At 41.4% G+C, this 14657-nt stretch carries 14 protein-coding genes; 3 read left to right on the top strand and 11 right to left on the bottom strand.

All coding sequences use genetic code 11. The features are described 5' to 3' along the window. Positions 1-113: 113 nt before the first annotated feature. The 11 genes from gpgS to BLP52_RS01045 form a co-directional block, all read right to left on the bottom strand. The gene (gene gpgS / locus BLP52_RS01095) at positions 114-1325 is read right to left on the bottom strand and encodes a glucosyl-3-phosphoglycerate synthase (protein WP_091707945.1); all 1212 of its coding nucleotides are present in this window, start codon (positions 1323-1325) and stop codon (positions 114-116) included. A gap of 81 nt (positions 1326-1406) precedes the next feature. Continuing rightward, on the bottom strand, positions 1407-2648 hold the full coding sequence (locus tag BLP52_RS01090; protein ID WP_091707943.1) for a glycoside hydrolase family 15 protein: 1242 nt from the start codon (positions 2646-2648) through the stop codon (positions 1407-1409). A gap of 21 nt (positions 2649-2669) precedes the next feature. Beyond that, complete coding sequence (locus BLP52_RS01085) at positions 2670-3200, bottom strand: hypothetical protein (protein ID WP_091707941.1); 531 nt, start codon at positions 3198-3200, stop codon at positions 2670-2672. A gap of 210 nt (positions 3201-3410) precedes the next feature. Then, positions 3411-4214 (bottom strand): mannosyl-3-phosphoglycerate phosphatase, encoded by an 804-nt coding sequence (mpgP, locus tag BLP52_RS01080; protein ID WP_091707939.1) that lies wholly within the window; start codon positions 4212-4214, stop codon positions 3411-3413. A 78-nt stretch (positions 4215-4292) separates the two neighbouring features. Then, positions 4293-5765 (bottom strand): Ni-sirohydrochlorin a,c-diamide synthase, encoded by a 1473-nt coding sequence (gene cfbB / locus BLP52_RS01075; protein ID WP_202905701.1) that lies wholly within the window; start codon positions 5763-5765, stop codon positions 4293-4295. A gap of 5 nt (positions 5766-5770) precedes the next feature. After that, positions 5771-6571, bottom strand: a complete 801-nt coding sequence (cfbC, locus tag BLP52_RS01070; protein ID WP_091707935.1) for a Ni-sirohydrochlorin a,c-diamide reductive cyclase ATP-dependent reductase subunit — start codon at positions 6569-6571, stop codon at positions 5771-5773. Beyond that, positions 6568-7698, bottom strand: a complete 1131-nt coding sequence (cfbD, locus tag BLP52_RS01065; RefSeq protein WP_091707933.1) for a Ni-sirohydrochlorin a,c-diamide reductive cyclase catalytic subunit — start codon at positions 7696-7698, stop codon at positions 6568-6570. The genes cfbC and cfbD overlap by 4 nt, the downstream gene beginning before the upstream one ends. 157 nt (positions 7699-7855) lie before the next feature. Then, on the bottom strand, positions 7856-9259 hold the full coding sequence (gene cfbE / locus BLP52_RS01060) for a coenzyme F430 synthase (protein ID WP_162272916.1): 1404 nt from the start codon (positions 9257-9259) through the stop codon (positions 7856-7858). Positions 9260-9383: 124 nt separating this feature from the next. After that, positions 9384-10007: a DUF2150 family protein gene (locus BLP52_RS01055; RefSeq protein WP_091707929.1), complete on the bottom strand. Its 624-nt coding sequence runs from the start codon at positions 10005-10007 to the stop codon at positions 9384-9386. A 117-nt stretch (positions 10008-10124) separates the two neighbouring features. Further along, positions 10125-10571, bottom strand: coding sequence for a UPF0179 family protein (locus BLP52_RS01050; protein WP_091707927.1), 447 nt, complete (start codon positions 10569-10571; stop codon positions 10125-10127). Positions 10572-10612: 41 nt separating this feature from the next. Then, on the bottom strand, positions 10613-11647 hold the full coding sequence (locus BLP52_RS01045) for an NAD(P)-dependent glycerol-1-phosphate dehydrogenase (protein ID WP_091708377.1): 1035 nt from the start codon (positions 11645-11647) through the stop codon (positions 10613-10615). Between the two features lie 237 nt (positions 11648-11884). Here BLP52_RS01045 and BLP52_RS01040 point away from each other — a divergent pair, with 237 nt between their 5' ends. From BLP52_RS01040 to BLP52_RS01030, 3 genes are all read left to right on the top strand, one after another. After that, a complete protein-coding gene (locus BLP52_RS01040) occupies positions 11885-12733 on the top strand; it encodes a DUF63 family protein (protein WP_338011361.1) in 849 nt (282 codons plus the stop codon). 3 nt (positions 12734-12736) lie between these two features. Next, the gene (locus tag BLP52_RS01035) at positions 12737-13342 is read left to right on the top strand and encodes a stage II sporulation protein M (RefSeq protein WP_091707925.1); all 606 of its coding nucleotides are present in this window, start codon (positions 12737-12739) and stop codon (positions 13340-13342) included. Positions 13343-13442: 100 nt separating this feature from the next. Beyond that, positions 13443-14600 (top strand): formate--phosphoribosylaminoimidazolecarboxamide ligase family protein, encoded by a 1158-nt coding sequence (locus BLP52_RS01030; protein WP_091707923.1) that lies wholly within the window; start codon positions 13443-13445, stop codon positions 14598-14600. The last annotated feature ends 57 nt before the right edge of the window (positions 14601-14657 follow it).

Here is a 14657-nt window from a genome sequence, read left to right as displayed (position 1 = left end):
TCCTTGAATTGCATAATTAATAATTAAAAATATTATCTAGAAATATAAATAAGAAATAAAAAAACTTTTTGATAGGCATCTATAATGAGATATGTAATTTTGGAATGAAATTTTCATTTTACGGTTTCAAGATCCTGTAAAGCTGCATCCCTTAAAAGTTCCCTCAGATCAGGTACTGCTGATAATGCCCTTTTCCAGTCAGGCATCTGTATGCTTAAAGGAGTCTCAAGGTAAGAATTGCCGGTTTTCAGGAGAATCTTGGAAAATACTTCAACATATCTCTCCTCAACATGCCTGTCGTATTTCAGATTATTACATATGGCATCAGCATGATGTTGCCTGATCAAGTCCTGGGCAAACCGTATATATTTTACATATAGTCCCTGAATGAAAGATTGTGAAATATGGACACTGGTGGTCTCATTGGCTATGCGGAGAAAAGTCAATACAATATCATTTACCATCTTACAAAGACCTTCGGTGATATTCTCTCCCGTATCCTTGTGTTTATGATCATAGAAACCAAGGTCTGTCTGGCATGTACGCTTCAGGGAACTATTTCTGTACACTTCTGCGAGAAGACCTATTTCAAGTCCCCAGTCTGAAGGGAACCTCAGGTGTAGTGCAATATCGGATGTAAGGGCAAATTCACCTGCCAGAGTGTATCTGAAAGCGCTGATATAATCAAGTACATAGGATTCGTATTTCACATCCCTCTGTAAAGCTGCCATGAAAGGACGGACAAAAAGGCGGAATACTCTTCCATGCATAGTTTTCTTCTCTTTGTTAATACGGGCATAGAATCCCTTATTGAACAGAAAATTGAGTTTAGGATTGAGAATCGGATACAACAATTTTGCAGGAAAATCTCTGGAATATGTTATTATATCCGCATCATGAAGGGCAATTGCGTATGAATTCAGACTTGCAACACCTATAGCGATCCACACATCCTTTCCTTTACCTTTGAACTGTGTGATATCAAGATCCTTTTCTTTCATTTCCTCTACAATTCTGGTTACATTAGGACCATTGCACCATACAACTATGTGGTCTAATTTAAGTTCCCGAAAGAAACGTACAACATGTTCGTATTCTTCTCTGCTGTCGGCAGCAAGTGAAATGACAACCTCGTTAATGAACTCACATTTATTCAGTTCTTCACGTATCTTTGCAAGGCACGGACTCTTTATTTCCTTATACAGCATTGGAATTATCAATGCTGCCGGCCTTGTTTTAGAAAGTTCTATTAAATGACTTACAACTGCCCCGTCATCTGTTGAAAAATCATGTATTGTAGTTATCTTTTCCTGGTAAAAATCCATTAGTAAACACTCCCTTTACTCCCCTTGGATAATTATTAGATTACAAGGATATTACAAATCATATTTTCTGATGAATATTAATTATTTGAAAGAATATTCATTGTCAATTTTGCTGGTAAAATTCCTGTAAGCCCTGATGTATTCCGCATGCGGCCAGATCAGGGGTATTGTAACATACGCAAGACCGTCTTCCCATTTAGGATGGGAACGTACATTTTCAATCATGGTCTTTTTACTGTCCCTGAGTATCTTGGCATTGGTATAATCCTCAAGCCAGAGTTCAAATCTGTCTATAGTAGAAATATGCTCGGGCAACATACAGTTGTGAGCCATATCAACCACCCAGCCAAGATACATTTCGGCCATGTCCATATTATCGGTCTCAATATAATGATTGGCCAGCTGACATGTGAAATGACACCATGGACCATATCCACCGTTATTTCGTCCCCAGTGCTCAGGATACCTGTTAAGTCCCCCAATTTCAGGATCCCAGAGTTTTTCATGTATTCTTTTTACAGTGGATCTGATTTTTATATCATGATCACTCAAAAGTCCGAAGTATGCAGGTGAATACTCCACGGCATCCACATCTATTACGGTGGAAGCAAATGCATCGTAACCAATTGGTTTGCTATTTCGGTCTTTCACCCTTATGCATTTTATGAATGACCTCCTTCGGGGACTATAAAGACGCGTCAGAATGGAGTCTTTTATTTTTTGAGCTTCCATTTTCCATTCTGAAACATCCTTGCTAATAGCTTCTCCCATTCTCACGGCTGCAAACATCCCGGCACAGCAGGCACAATTTGCATATATCTCAAAGCCGTGTTCATATGCAGGATATTCATGAATACTATTAATGGTATGAATGAGTTCTACTTCTTCATTCTTGTTCATAAGTATGAATTCCACGGCCTTTGATACCTGCTCCCAATACTTTTCAACAAACTCACGATCAGCCATCTCATCGAAGAATGAGGCACCTGTGGCTTCAAAGTATTTACCCATGGCAAATAGGACAAGACCATTGCCGTCTATCTGAAGATCCTTGTAACTTGCGTCGTTGCCGTCTACATCGTATCTCTGGGAGAATTCGCCCAGTGGTTTCTGGGCATTAAGGACAAATTCAAGTCCTTTCTTAGCTTCATCCAGCAATCCAGCGGCAACGGCACCGAGGACATCCACTGAATGATCTCTTGGGTATATGAATGGGTAACGAGTACCTGGCGGACTTGCATAGAACCCCCCGTTCTCATGCTGATTTTCTTTTAAGATCCTGACACTATTCTCGTATATTTTAGCAGCTTCTGAGAAATTCAAAAAATCACTCCTTTTTAGGTTCTACCTATCAAGGTATTCTACTTTATTCACACAAAAAGCACGGTCCAGTATTTTGTTGACCTGGTCCTTTGTCATCCTGGCCTTTTCTATTGCTTCTTCATTGTAAACCTTGATGTTTTTAATTACCGATTTACTGCCTACATTATAGATTTGAGCTCCTGCAAGTTCAGCTCTACGTTTGACATAACTACTCTGGAAAATATCAAGAACGCTTACAAGGGCAGGATAGTCCCATGGATCATCTGAATCTTCTTTTAGTTTGTTCACGTAGTTGATAAGTTCTGTGAACTGGTGTGGTGTCTCCCCACCATAAATATGAATGAATTCTATTAATTCGTTGCCAAAAGGATAGATTGGAAGATAATTTATATTGTCCTCCCATGCTCCTTCGAATCCCGGACCTTCTATTTCAGCCAGTTTAATACCAAGGGTATTGATCCACTCATAAGTTTTCTCAACCCCTGAGATATCCACCATTTCAACTATCCCTATTAAAAATGCTTTTGGAAGTATATTCTTTAATCGTATCATCCCTCATCCCACACTTATTGATTCATTTTACGCGATGACATGAAATACAAAATATGCAGTTTTATTGCTATCAATTCTTGTAAGATTATATGTTCCCGCGTTTCCCAATTATATAGTTTGTATTATGAGTATAAATAATTTGAAGATAACATGGTTATAAAAAATTAAAAATATTGTCTGGAATTACAAAAAAAGGAATTATTGGGTTTTTTATTTCAATAATTCTGAAATTGCCATGTTCCAGCCAACCGGACCAATGCCTTCAACTTTGGTGATTTTTGTATCAGTTATTTTTGGATCATGCTTGCCGTTATGTTTCTGAACCAAAAATGCTATGTCAACTACTTTCAGCATTGGATAGTCATTCTGGCTGTCTCCAAGACCTATTGTTCTTACATTGCCGTATTGCTTGCGATATATTTGTGTGAGGATGTTCACGGCTTTTCCCTTGTCGTTCTCTCCGATGATGTGCCAGTATCTGCCACCGCGGGTGTAGTTCAAGCCGTTTGCCTGGATCTTATTGATGAGTGTTTCAGCATCTTTCTCATCACCATCCATTTTGAAAGCCTCATCGTATTCCCTTTGTTTTGCGAGGCAGGCAGATTCAAGATCAAGGCCAGTATCCTGGCTTACACCTTCGTTTGTCATGTCTCCAAAACCGGTTATTGAAAGGTCTTCAGATGCTGCAATGTTCAGCAGGACATTTCTCAGCAGGTTATAATCCGTACCAAGCTCAATTATATCATACTTTTCAGTTGACCTGGAAGATACGTAATCCACATCAAAATATGCATGTGGGATAAAAATAGCTCCACCATTCTCAGATATGAACGGATGCCCTGTATTTAGTTCATCTACATAAACTTCTATCTCCGCTCTGGTCTTGCTAGTACAGAATACAAGCGGTATTCCTTTCTCTTTTAATAAATTGATTGCAGGCAAAGCTGCTTCATATGAATATGTGTCATGATCTACCAGTGTCCCGTCAAGATCTGTGAAAACGATGTATTGCATTGTACTACTCCCTCAAATGATGGTAGTAGTATTTTGTCGGGAATTGTTGTTAAATGATTGGGTACAATAAAACAGAAATTATCTGTTCTCCATCACAAAATCTACAAAACTCCCTGCAAACTCCCTGTAAGAACTTGCAACCAGATGCGCATAGCAACCAAGTGTATTATCAACAGTAAGTCCGTCCCAGCCATCGATTATACCGGTTCCACGGGAAAGTTTGATTGCGAATTTTGCATCAGTTGGAATCTCTGTCACCTCAGAATGATGGAACTCATGACCACGGAAAGAATTTCCTGTTTTACCAATGATAGAATCCACTGCAAGTTCACCAATGTTGTAACTTACAACGCGCTTATGCCCCATGAGAGTATGTCCGGGAAGTGCACCAACCATATCATGAGTGGACTCAGGCATCTCTGCCATATGATGAGCACCTTTGCCTTTCACACCCGTACTGAGCTTTTCGGTCAGGTACATCAGGCCGCCACATTCTGCATATATTGGCATGCCGGATTGTGAAGCATCGAGAACATCCTCGCGCATGGAGACATTTTCCTCAAGTTCTGCAGCAAAAAGTTCTGGATAGCCCCCACCAAGATAGAGTCCATCGACACAGGGCAGTTTACTGTCGTGTATCGGACTGAAGTATTTGATATCAGCTCCTGCAAGTTGCAGAAGCTCAAGATTATCATGGTAATAGAAATTAAAAGCCTCATCAAGAGCCACACCAATAACCGGGCGCTCACCTTCGATCTCACGTGGAGTGAACACTGTCTTTGAAGGACGTTCTAGTGCCGGTGCAGCATGTGCCATTTCAAGCAGACGGTCAATCTGGATACCGTCTTTTATTTTGTTCTTGATAAATTCGATCCTCTCATCGTAATTATCGGCACGACGGCGTTCCTCTATTGCAGGAACAAGGCCAAGATGCCTCATGGAGATCTTCATGGAATTATTGCGGTGTATTACACCGATTACAGGAATGCCTGTGTAATGCTCGATAGCTTCAGTGGCTTTCTTTGTGTGCCTTGGACCACCAATATTGTTGAGAATAACACCTACAATATTCACATCCTTGTCAAAGTCCTTAAAACCATTAACAAGAGCTGCAGCCGAGCGGGTAATGCTCCTTGCATTAATAATCAGAATTACAGAACATTTCAGAATCTTGGCAATCTGTGCAGTGCTGCCAGTATCGGTAAAGCTGTCAAATCCTTCATAGAGACCACGGACACCTTCGATAATAGCAATATCCGCGTCCTTGTCAACTTCCGCACCGTGAATGAAAACGTCCCTTACACCCTCTTCGTCCATAAGGAAACCATCTATATTACGAGCCCTGCGGCCGGTGATCTCAGTGTAATAACTTGGATCGATATAATCCAGTCCAACCTTGTAAGGCTGGACCTTGTATCCGGCTTCCGTAAGAGCCGCAAGAAGACCGATGGTTATAGTTGTCTTACCAGAAGATGAACTGCCAGCGGACAGGAGTATTCTTGGAATCTCTTTTTTCTCCTTATTTTCCGGGATATGAGGGATGTCAGACATTTTCATCAAACCTTACGTGTAAGTTCACGCAGTCTCTCGTCTTCAAGTGATGAAGGCAGTACGGAACTGTCGTTGGACATAATAGCATGTGCCAGATCTCGATAAACACCTGCTACAGATGAACCAGGAGCTTTTTCAAGCACAGAAAATCCATCTCTTTCACAGTCCTGGACGATCTGCTCCTTTGGAATGAAAGCCATAAGCTTGCTGCCAATCTCCTCTGAGAACTTCCTCACAATTTCTTCTTCCCTTGTAACGCTTCTGGAATTACAGATTATGCCGGAAAGGGGTGTGTCAATCTTGGCAAGTCCCTTGCAGATATTGTTTGCAGCATAGAGTGGCATGTATTCGCCTGATGTAAGAATGTAAGCCTCGTTTACAAGTCCCTTGCGTATGGGTGCTACAAAACCGCCACATACGATATCTCCGGGGACATCGTAAATGATTAGATCCATATCATCAATGGACTTGCACATCTGCCTGAGCTTCTGAATAGCAACGATGATACCGCGTCCTGCACAACCGATTCCAGGCTCCGGTCCACCGACTTCCACGCATTTTACACCTTTGTAGCCTTCGTGGACGATGTCTTCTTCCTTGACATCTATCTTCTGCCTGAGAAGGTCAAGGATGGTTTGTACTCTCTTACCGCCAAGAAGTGTGATGGATGAATCACTCTTCGGATCACATCCGATGATCATGACTTTGTAACCCTCATCGGCACAGGCTGCTGCAACATTGGAAGCTGTACTGGATTTTCCAATTCCGCCTTTTCCGTAAATGGCTATCCTTTTCTGTTCCATCAGATTTCCTCCTTGTTTTGCATGTCTTTTGCAACCTCTCGCATTGTTGCACCGAACTCGGATTCCACAATGTTGCTCACACCAAGTGTCTTGGGGTGCAGGTCAATTTCCACAATAACATTTGAGTGACCCATATCTTTAAGCGGGAAAACCTGCCTTGGACCATTGGTTACGGAAATAACATCCATGTTCTGCAGGTTGTCCATTGGAATGGCATGTGGCACACCGGTAATCACAGCAAAATCAAAGTCACTGTATTTTTCAGCTATGAGATCGCTGACCCTTTCACCGGCAATCGGATATTCGTCCATGCCACCGATAATTTCGTGAATTTCAATTCCTTTTTCCCTGAAATCGTTCATGATACTGGTTGCATGGTGGCGGACACGTGGAAGGCCGAGAGTATCATCTACATTTGCCATATTTATGACATTGTCTGCAACACCAAGCTGGGCAGCTACTTCATTGATCGCAACGGTAATGTCAGCGAACATGTATCCGGTTTCTTTCTTTGCGTTCATGATGGTCAGACATTTTTTGCCTTCCTTCAGGTAATTGATAACTTTTTCAGCAACCTTGTATTTCAGGTCACCACGGGATGGAACAAGGTATTCCTTACTTGCTGCGCCATGACGCTTCTCAACATTGGTGGCTTCTTCAAGCAGGATCTTCTGCCTTTCAAGTTCCTTTTCATCAATGACACCAGCCTCGCATGCGGATTCAAGGGCAAGAAGTACACCCTTAGTGTTATTAGGGTATCCTGCGTGCACTTCCACACCGATCACAGGTACATCAAGATTTGCATCCTGCACAGGCTCACTGAGTTCCTCACCAATGATCATACTGGCACAGGTTCCAACAACTCCGATAAGCTTTGGATTGAACATCTCATTGACCTTGCAGAGCAATGTTGAAAGCTCTTCACGCCCTCCAAAAACAAATCCATTCTCATCAAGTGCTGTTGTTACGACATGTATGCCATCTTCTTCAAGCAGCCTTGCATGTTTGAATGAGCATCCAGGTGGACCATGGAGTATTGCAACATCTACATTCAGATCACGCAGTGTGTATAAAGCAGCCACAATAGAACTGGGCCGCGGGTGTATTATAGAAATATCGTTTTCAGCCATATTTATCCCGATAAACTTGGTTGATTCTAGTAGATTATTATAATTTTGTAATTTCGTAATAAATAGTATACTTATTACAAGTCAGTTTTTCTGCACTATCTATATCTTTATTGTATAAAAGGACTAATCATAGTCAATAAACTAAGAATGGAGAATCTTATCTGAAGCATTTCACACATGATAGAATAATGTCCTTCTCTGAGGCAATTCCTCTAGCTATCTCCAGTCCTTCTTCAAGTCCGTTGGCACAAATGAACTTGCCATTTTCGACATTTTGCATTCTTTCCCCGACAAGTATCAGGGTAGAAAGGTCATCAATGCACCGTTTCACAAACTCAGAGACATGTTCCGGTGGAAGTCCTTCACAAACCTGTGCAGCTTCTTCGCCAAGCACCATGATTATTCCTGAATTCTCATCTTCAAGTCTGCTTAAAGCATAGTCAAGCGAACGCTCTGCTGATCTAATATCCATTCCTGAATTAGAATTATCAATGAGTAATCTGCCAGCAAGCTTCTTTTCCTGCATTCTTCCCTGTAGTCCTTCAAAAGAACCAATGACTTTAATGATATTCTTTTTAGGAATTCCCACCTTTAAAGCAACTGCTACTGCTACTGCAAAAGCTGTTGCATATGACTTTGAGTTATACTTTTCAGACAATCCGGATGAGAAAGTTCCTTCTTGATGCTTGAACATTACACTGGAATTAGCACTATCATACACTATGTCGGCTACAACATCAGCATTCTTGTAATCATGCCCTGAATATTCCGAATCTCCAAATGTAAAAAATGTTCTTCCAAATTCATATGCCATATCCTGGGCTTTCCTGTCTTTTATATTAAGGAAAAAGATCTCATTCTCTTTTGCATAGGAAAGTACGCTCATTTTCGCATCGCTGGAGTTTGAAGTTGATGCAGCAATTGAATAATCCGGTTCAAGCGTTGTGATTATCCCTATATCTGCAAAACCTGTCAGGCCGATGGAAACCTCAAAAATGTAGCAATCTGCTGAAGCCTCAAGTTCTTCCAGTTTGTCAATTGCAAGCAGTATGCTTCCCGGTGCAATGCTAAGTCCTAAATTCAATATTTTGCATTGACTATTTTCCCACAGTTCCAGACCTCTGGATGTGTGAAGTATCACTTTCATTTTCTGTGAAAGCATTTCAGCAAGCAGGGATGCAGAACTGGTTTTGGCTTTTGAACCGGTAATTTCGATAACAGTTCCTTTTTCCGGCCATTCTTTCATGGATAATATGCTGCCAACTGCCTGATGATGAGTAAGTATCTTTATGCCTTTTTTCCTGGCTTCAACAAGTACTGGATATTCAGGATCAAGATGAGCAGGACTTACTACAATGTCAGTACCATTAACTGGCATCGGTTCCTTTGATGTCTTGATTCCATACTTTTCTTCCAGTTCAATAAGCGTTTTTCCATCTACGGTCCTGTAAACATCAACAGCAATTACAGAATATTTCATCTCTGCAAGTTTAGTGGCAATTATCATTCCGGCGTGTGTAAGGTCAAGAACGATAACTCTGGAAGCGTCTTGAAATCTCATTTTGGAAATATCCAAATTGTCAATTGAAAGCATAGTAATTTTAAAGAAAGAATAAAAGAAAATGGTTGTTTTTGGATTTGATCAGGAATGTAAAGTCAGAAATATGAGAGTGGGAAAAGCTCCCTTACATCTCATCGTCTTCTTCATCATTCTTATAGCTGTCAGAGCCTACCATTGCAGCTGCGATGGAGTCGATTCCGTCAAGCCATTCCGCAACGAGTCCGTATGGAACTTCTTCCATGACCTTCTCTGTAAGCTCCTTTCCACTAAGAACAAGGGCACCTATCTCTGCAATTGTACCGATTGCGATCTCAATGTCATCAGAAGATTCAGCTTCAAGTGCAACTTTAACAAGATCGGCTATCTCTGCGTTCTCATCATAATCTCCACTCAGGTATGCTTCACATGCTGCAAAGCTACCCATGAGGGATGTCTGGAGTGATTCGATCATCATGTCTGCATCTTCTGAGATGGGATCAATTTCTGCAAGTGCGATGTCCCTGATGTCTGCGATGGAGAGCATTGCAGTTTCCGGTGAGATCTGCCCGTTCTCACACTTTGCGATGATCTTAAGGCATGCAAGGATGATGTCATCTTCCATATTTACGAAGATAGCACCTTCTTTTCCCTGTGGCTCATCGGATTCATCAAATTTGAAATCACATTCCTTTACCTGGTTGACCCAGTTGTTCCAGCGTTCTGCTGTATAAAAGTCCTGATGGAATACATCACCTTCCGTCCCTGACATTCGATTACCTCTATGTGACATTAATAGTCGTTATTATTATAGTTAATTATAGTTATTATTCGAAATTTTACTTACACTTACGATTTCCTTTTTATATAAAAGATGTTCGCAACGGAACTATAGTTTCAGTTCCACCTTCTTAAGAGAGCATCCGGATACCATTCCATCTTCCATCGGCCCGAGTACCTTTATGACGGTACATTTGTCTCCTTCCTTAAGGCCTTCAGGATAAAGGATATCGTATACGCTGTCGTCGAACTCCTTGCATTTTGGAAGTTCATAGCTTACCTTTGAACCCACAACAGCTTTACGTGATTCGATAGCCGCAAGGATTGGAGATGTTTCAACCTCAACAGTAAGCACACCACCATCATGAATGAAACATTCATGGACAGTGTCGCCCCTGAGTTTTGAAACACGATATTTTCTACCTGGCTCAAGATTCATACATGTCCTCCTGAGCTTGCATTTCTTGCATTCGCGCGATTCTCCCATAAACACGAAGTCTTCGCCTTCTTTTGCAAGCTTTGAGCCAATAAGCGTAATGGTAGTATCATTTGTCATATAATCACCTTGATTTTACTGAATAGGATATTTTACAGTAATTATGAAATAACTTTTGTTAAGCGTGCGACCTTCTCGGCAGCCTCAGGAGTCAGACCTGCACCGAGTATAGTATATCTTTCCGGACGTATCTTGTGTGCAACAAGAAGCGCCTCTAATATATAGCTATCTTTTATTCCCAGCTCACTGGCGGTTGTAGGAGCTCCGATTATTTCCAGACATTCTTTGATCTTCTTCCAGTCACCGCCGTGCAGGTACATCATCATAATTGTTCCTACACCACATTGTTCCCCGTGAAGAGCAGAATTTGGTGCGACCATATCGAGTGCATGGCTGAACATATGCTCCGAACCTGATGCAGGTCTGGAAGAACCTGCAATACTCATGGCAACTCCGCTGGATACAAGCGCTTTAACAACTATTCTCACAGAACTTTCCAGTTCCGGTTTGATGTCCTCCGGGCAGTCCATCAGTATCTGTGCTGTCATTCTGGAAAGAGTTGCTGCATATTCACTGAAAGGTTCATTTCTAAGCCTGTGGGCAAGTTCCCAGTCAAGGACTGCTGTGTAATTTGAGATAATGTCTCCACACCCGGCAGCAAGCAAACGGTAAGGTGCCTTTGCTATTATACTTGTATCAGCTACCACCGCCATGGGAGCATTGACCTCTATAGAGGCTTTTTTACCTTTATCATGTATGGATGCCCTGGAAGATACGATTCCATCATGTGACGCAGCAGTTGGTACACTTATAAAAGGCAGGTCAAGTTGTGTTGCTGCAAGTTTTGCCACGTCAATGGATTTACCACTTCCAACTCCGATCAAATATCTGGAATTTGCTTCATTTGCCAGCTCTACAATTTTATTGACCTCTGTCATGGATGCCTCTTTTGAGGAAGCTATAACTGGATTGTATCCACATTCATTAAGAATGTCATGTACAACATCCCCAGCTATCTTTTTGGTATGGTGTCCCGTTACAATGAAAGCACCTTCTTTGAGCTTGAGGTCATTACATACGTCCTTCAGGTCATAGATCACATCAGGACCAACAACGACATCTCTTGGTAACTGCATCCATTTTTTTTTGCCTTGTGTGGGAATCACTTGATATACCTGCCAGAAACTGGATAGTTTTTTTTGTTATGTGGAATTTCATTGCAGAGATAATAAATAATATCAAATGAGTACAGGTCTTTGGATGACCTGCCCTTTAAGCAGGAAAATTCTTTTGATATACTCTGCATTTCCCATAAACTATTAAATGTTAGTTGTATTAGGATATTCCTATATTATGTTACTGCTGTGATTATAATGCCATTCATAGATAAAGTTACCCAATTCATTAACGAATATTACATCGATCCGATACTGCATGATAGTGGCTACAATATCGTTAATACTGTCACATGGGCAATAGTGCTGGGAATTTGTATTTTCGGCGTTGTGAAGTTGCTAAAAAAACTGGATATAGAGATCGACGACAGATTTACAATATCTGTGGTCCCTTTTATCCTTGCAGGCTCGTCCATGAGGGTTTTTGAGGATACGGGATTCCTTACTCATCCTTTCAGTTACCTTCTCATAACTCCGAACATCTATTTTGTGGTATTTGCCATAACAGTGTTCTTCCTGGTACTTTCTAAATGGATAATAAAATTAAAAGGAACAGGCGACTACAGGAATCTGTTTGCAGGATTCGGGCTTGCCTGGTTCGCACTTAATCTTTCCATTCTTTTCTATCTGGAAGATCTGACTCGTCCATGGGTCCCTGTCTTTGTGCTGGGCGCAGCCAGTCTCATAGTTATCTCACTAAAGGTAGTATTTGACCGCATAGGTTTCGATCTTCTCAAAAGCAAGATCAATATGGCTATTCTCTGGGTCCACCTTATGGATGCATCTTCCACTATTGCAGGAATTGATTTTCTGGGATATTACGAAAAGCACGTGGTTCCTTCATATCTGATCGGTCTTACAGGGACCGCTTTTGTGATGTATCCGTTAAAACTATCTATATTCATTCCGGTATTATATGTACTGGATAATCATTTTGATGAGGACGAGGAGTCTGAGACATTAAAGACATTCCTGAAACTGGTGATCATAGTCCTTGGATTATCTCCTGCATGCAGGAACACAATCAGAATGGCATTTGGAGTCTGATCAATGCACGATGAAAATGTAAGAGGGATATTCAGGACGTATATCAATGAGTTAAAACCATTTGTTCTTCTCAGCCTTGTGGCATTTATTATATCATCTATCGCAGGCTATGTGTATTATGCTGCCAATCCTTCCTATGCGCTGAATTCCCTTGGTGGGCTGGAAGAACTTGCAAAAATGATACAGGGTCTTTCTGCTATTGAAATAATGCTGCTGATATTTGTGAACAATGCCGTGAAAATGTTCTTATCGGTACTTTTGGGCTTTGCTCTTGGCCTAGTGCCTCTGGGATTCATTTTACTGAACGGCTTTGTGCTCGGTATCTTTGCACATTATCAGACTGTTGAAAACGGTGCACTTTTTGTGATAGCAGGTCTTACTCCTCATGGGATCATTGAGATCCCAATGCTGATAATCTCTTCTGCGGTGGGAATGAAAATAGGATATGTTGCATTGCAGGCTCTTCGCTCAGAACCTGTTGACCTTAAAGCTGAAATTATCAGGGGAATAAAATTCTATATTCATTGGTTATTACCGCTTATATTCCTTGCAGCAGTGATAGAGACTTTCGTAACACCCGTAGTTATCTACCTGGTAAGCGGGGTTTGAGTTTAAATTTCTTCTTTAATTTATCATTTTATATGTAATACTGACGTAAACAGGTTTATTAATAGTAAATACAATGTCTGGGCAAAACCGAGGGTAAATAATGATAGACAGAAAAGAGATCGCAGAGATCATTGAAGATTATGATTTAGATAAGGTCAAGATCGGTGCTGTGGCTTCACATTCAGCACTTGATGTCTTTGACGGTGCAATTGAAGAGGATTTCAGGACCTTTGCTGTTTGCCAGCAGGGCCGTGAGAAAACCTACACTGACTACTTCAAGTCCCAAAGGAACAGCAACGGTAAAATTGTCCGTGGCATTGTGGACGAGCACATTTTACTGAACAAATTCAGTGAGACCACAAGTGCAGATGTCCAGAAGAAGCTCGTAGAAGAGAATGTACTTTTCATTCCTAACCGTTCATTCACGTCATACTGTGGTATCGATGAAGTAGAGGACGACTTCAAAGTCCCTCTTGTAGGAAGCAGGAATATGCTTCGCAGTGAAGAAAGAGGTATGGATCGTGACTACTACTGGCTCCTTGAAAAGGCAGGATTGCCATTCCCGGAAAGGATCAATGACCCTCAGGACATTGAGGAACTTGTAATGGTAAAACTTCCTCATGCAGTCAAGAAACTTGAAAGAGGTTTCTTCACAGCAGGAACCTACGAGGAATACCAGCAGAAAGCTCAGTCACTTCTTAAACAGGGTGTCATCACACAGGATGCACTGGACAACGCAAGGATAGAGCGCTACGTGATTGGTCCGGTATTCAACTTTGATATGTTCTATTCACCCGTTGAGACAGAAATGAGCAAACTTGAGATACTTGGTATCGACTGGCGTTTTGAGACAAGTCTTGACGGACACGTACGTCTTCCAGCACCACAGCAGATGACACTTGCAGAACACCAGCTTACACCGGAGTATACAGTATGTGGTCATAACTCAGCGACCCTCAGGGAATCACTTCTTGAGAAGGTCTTTGAGCTTTCCCAGAAATACATCGATGCTGCAAAGAAGCACTATGATCCAGGAGTAATCGGTCCGTTCTGTCTGCAGACTTGTGTTGACAAAGATCTTAACTTCTACATATATGATGTAGCACCACGTGTTGGCGGTGGAACAAATGTTCACATGTCAGTTGGTCACCCATATGGTAACACCACATGGAGAAAGCCAATGAGCACAGGTCGCCGTGTTGCTTTTGAGATCAGAAGAGCAATTGAGACCGACCAGCTTGACAAGATAATCACATAAAATCATCTTCTAAATCCTTCAGGTTTTCCTTTGAGGGTTTCCGGCTTCAATGGCCGG

The organism is Methanolobus vulcani (assembly GCF_900100715.1).
GTDB lineage: Archaea > Halobacteriota > Methanosarcinia > Methanosarcinales > Methanosarcinaceae > Methanolobus > Methanolobus vulcani.
The sequence above is the reverse complement of the archived record's forward strand: the minus strand, read 5'-3'. Positions and strand labels throughout refer to the sequence as shown.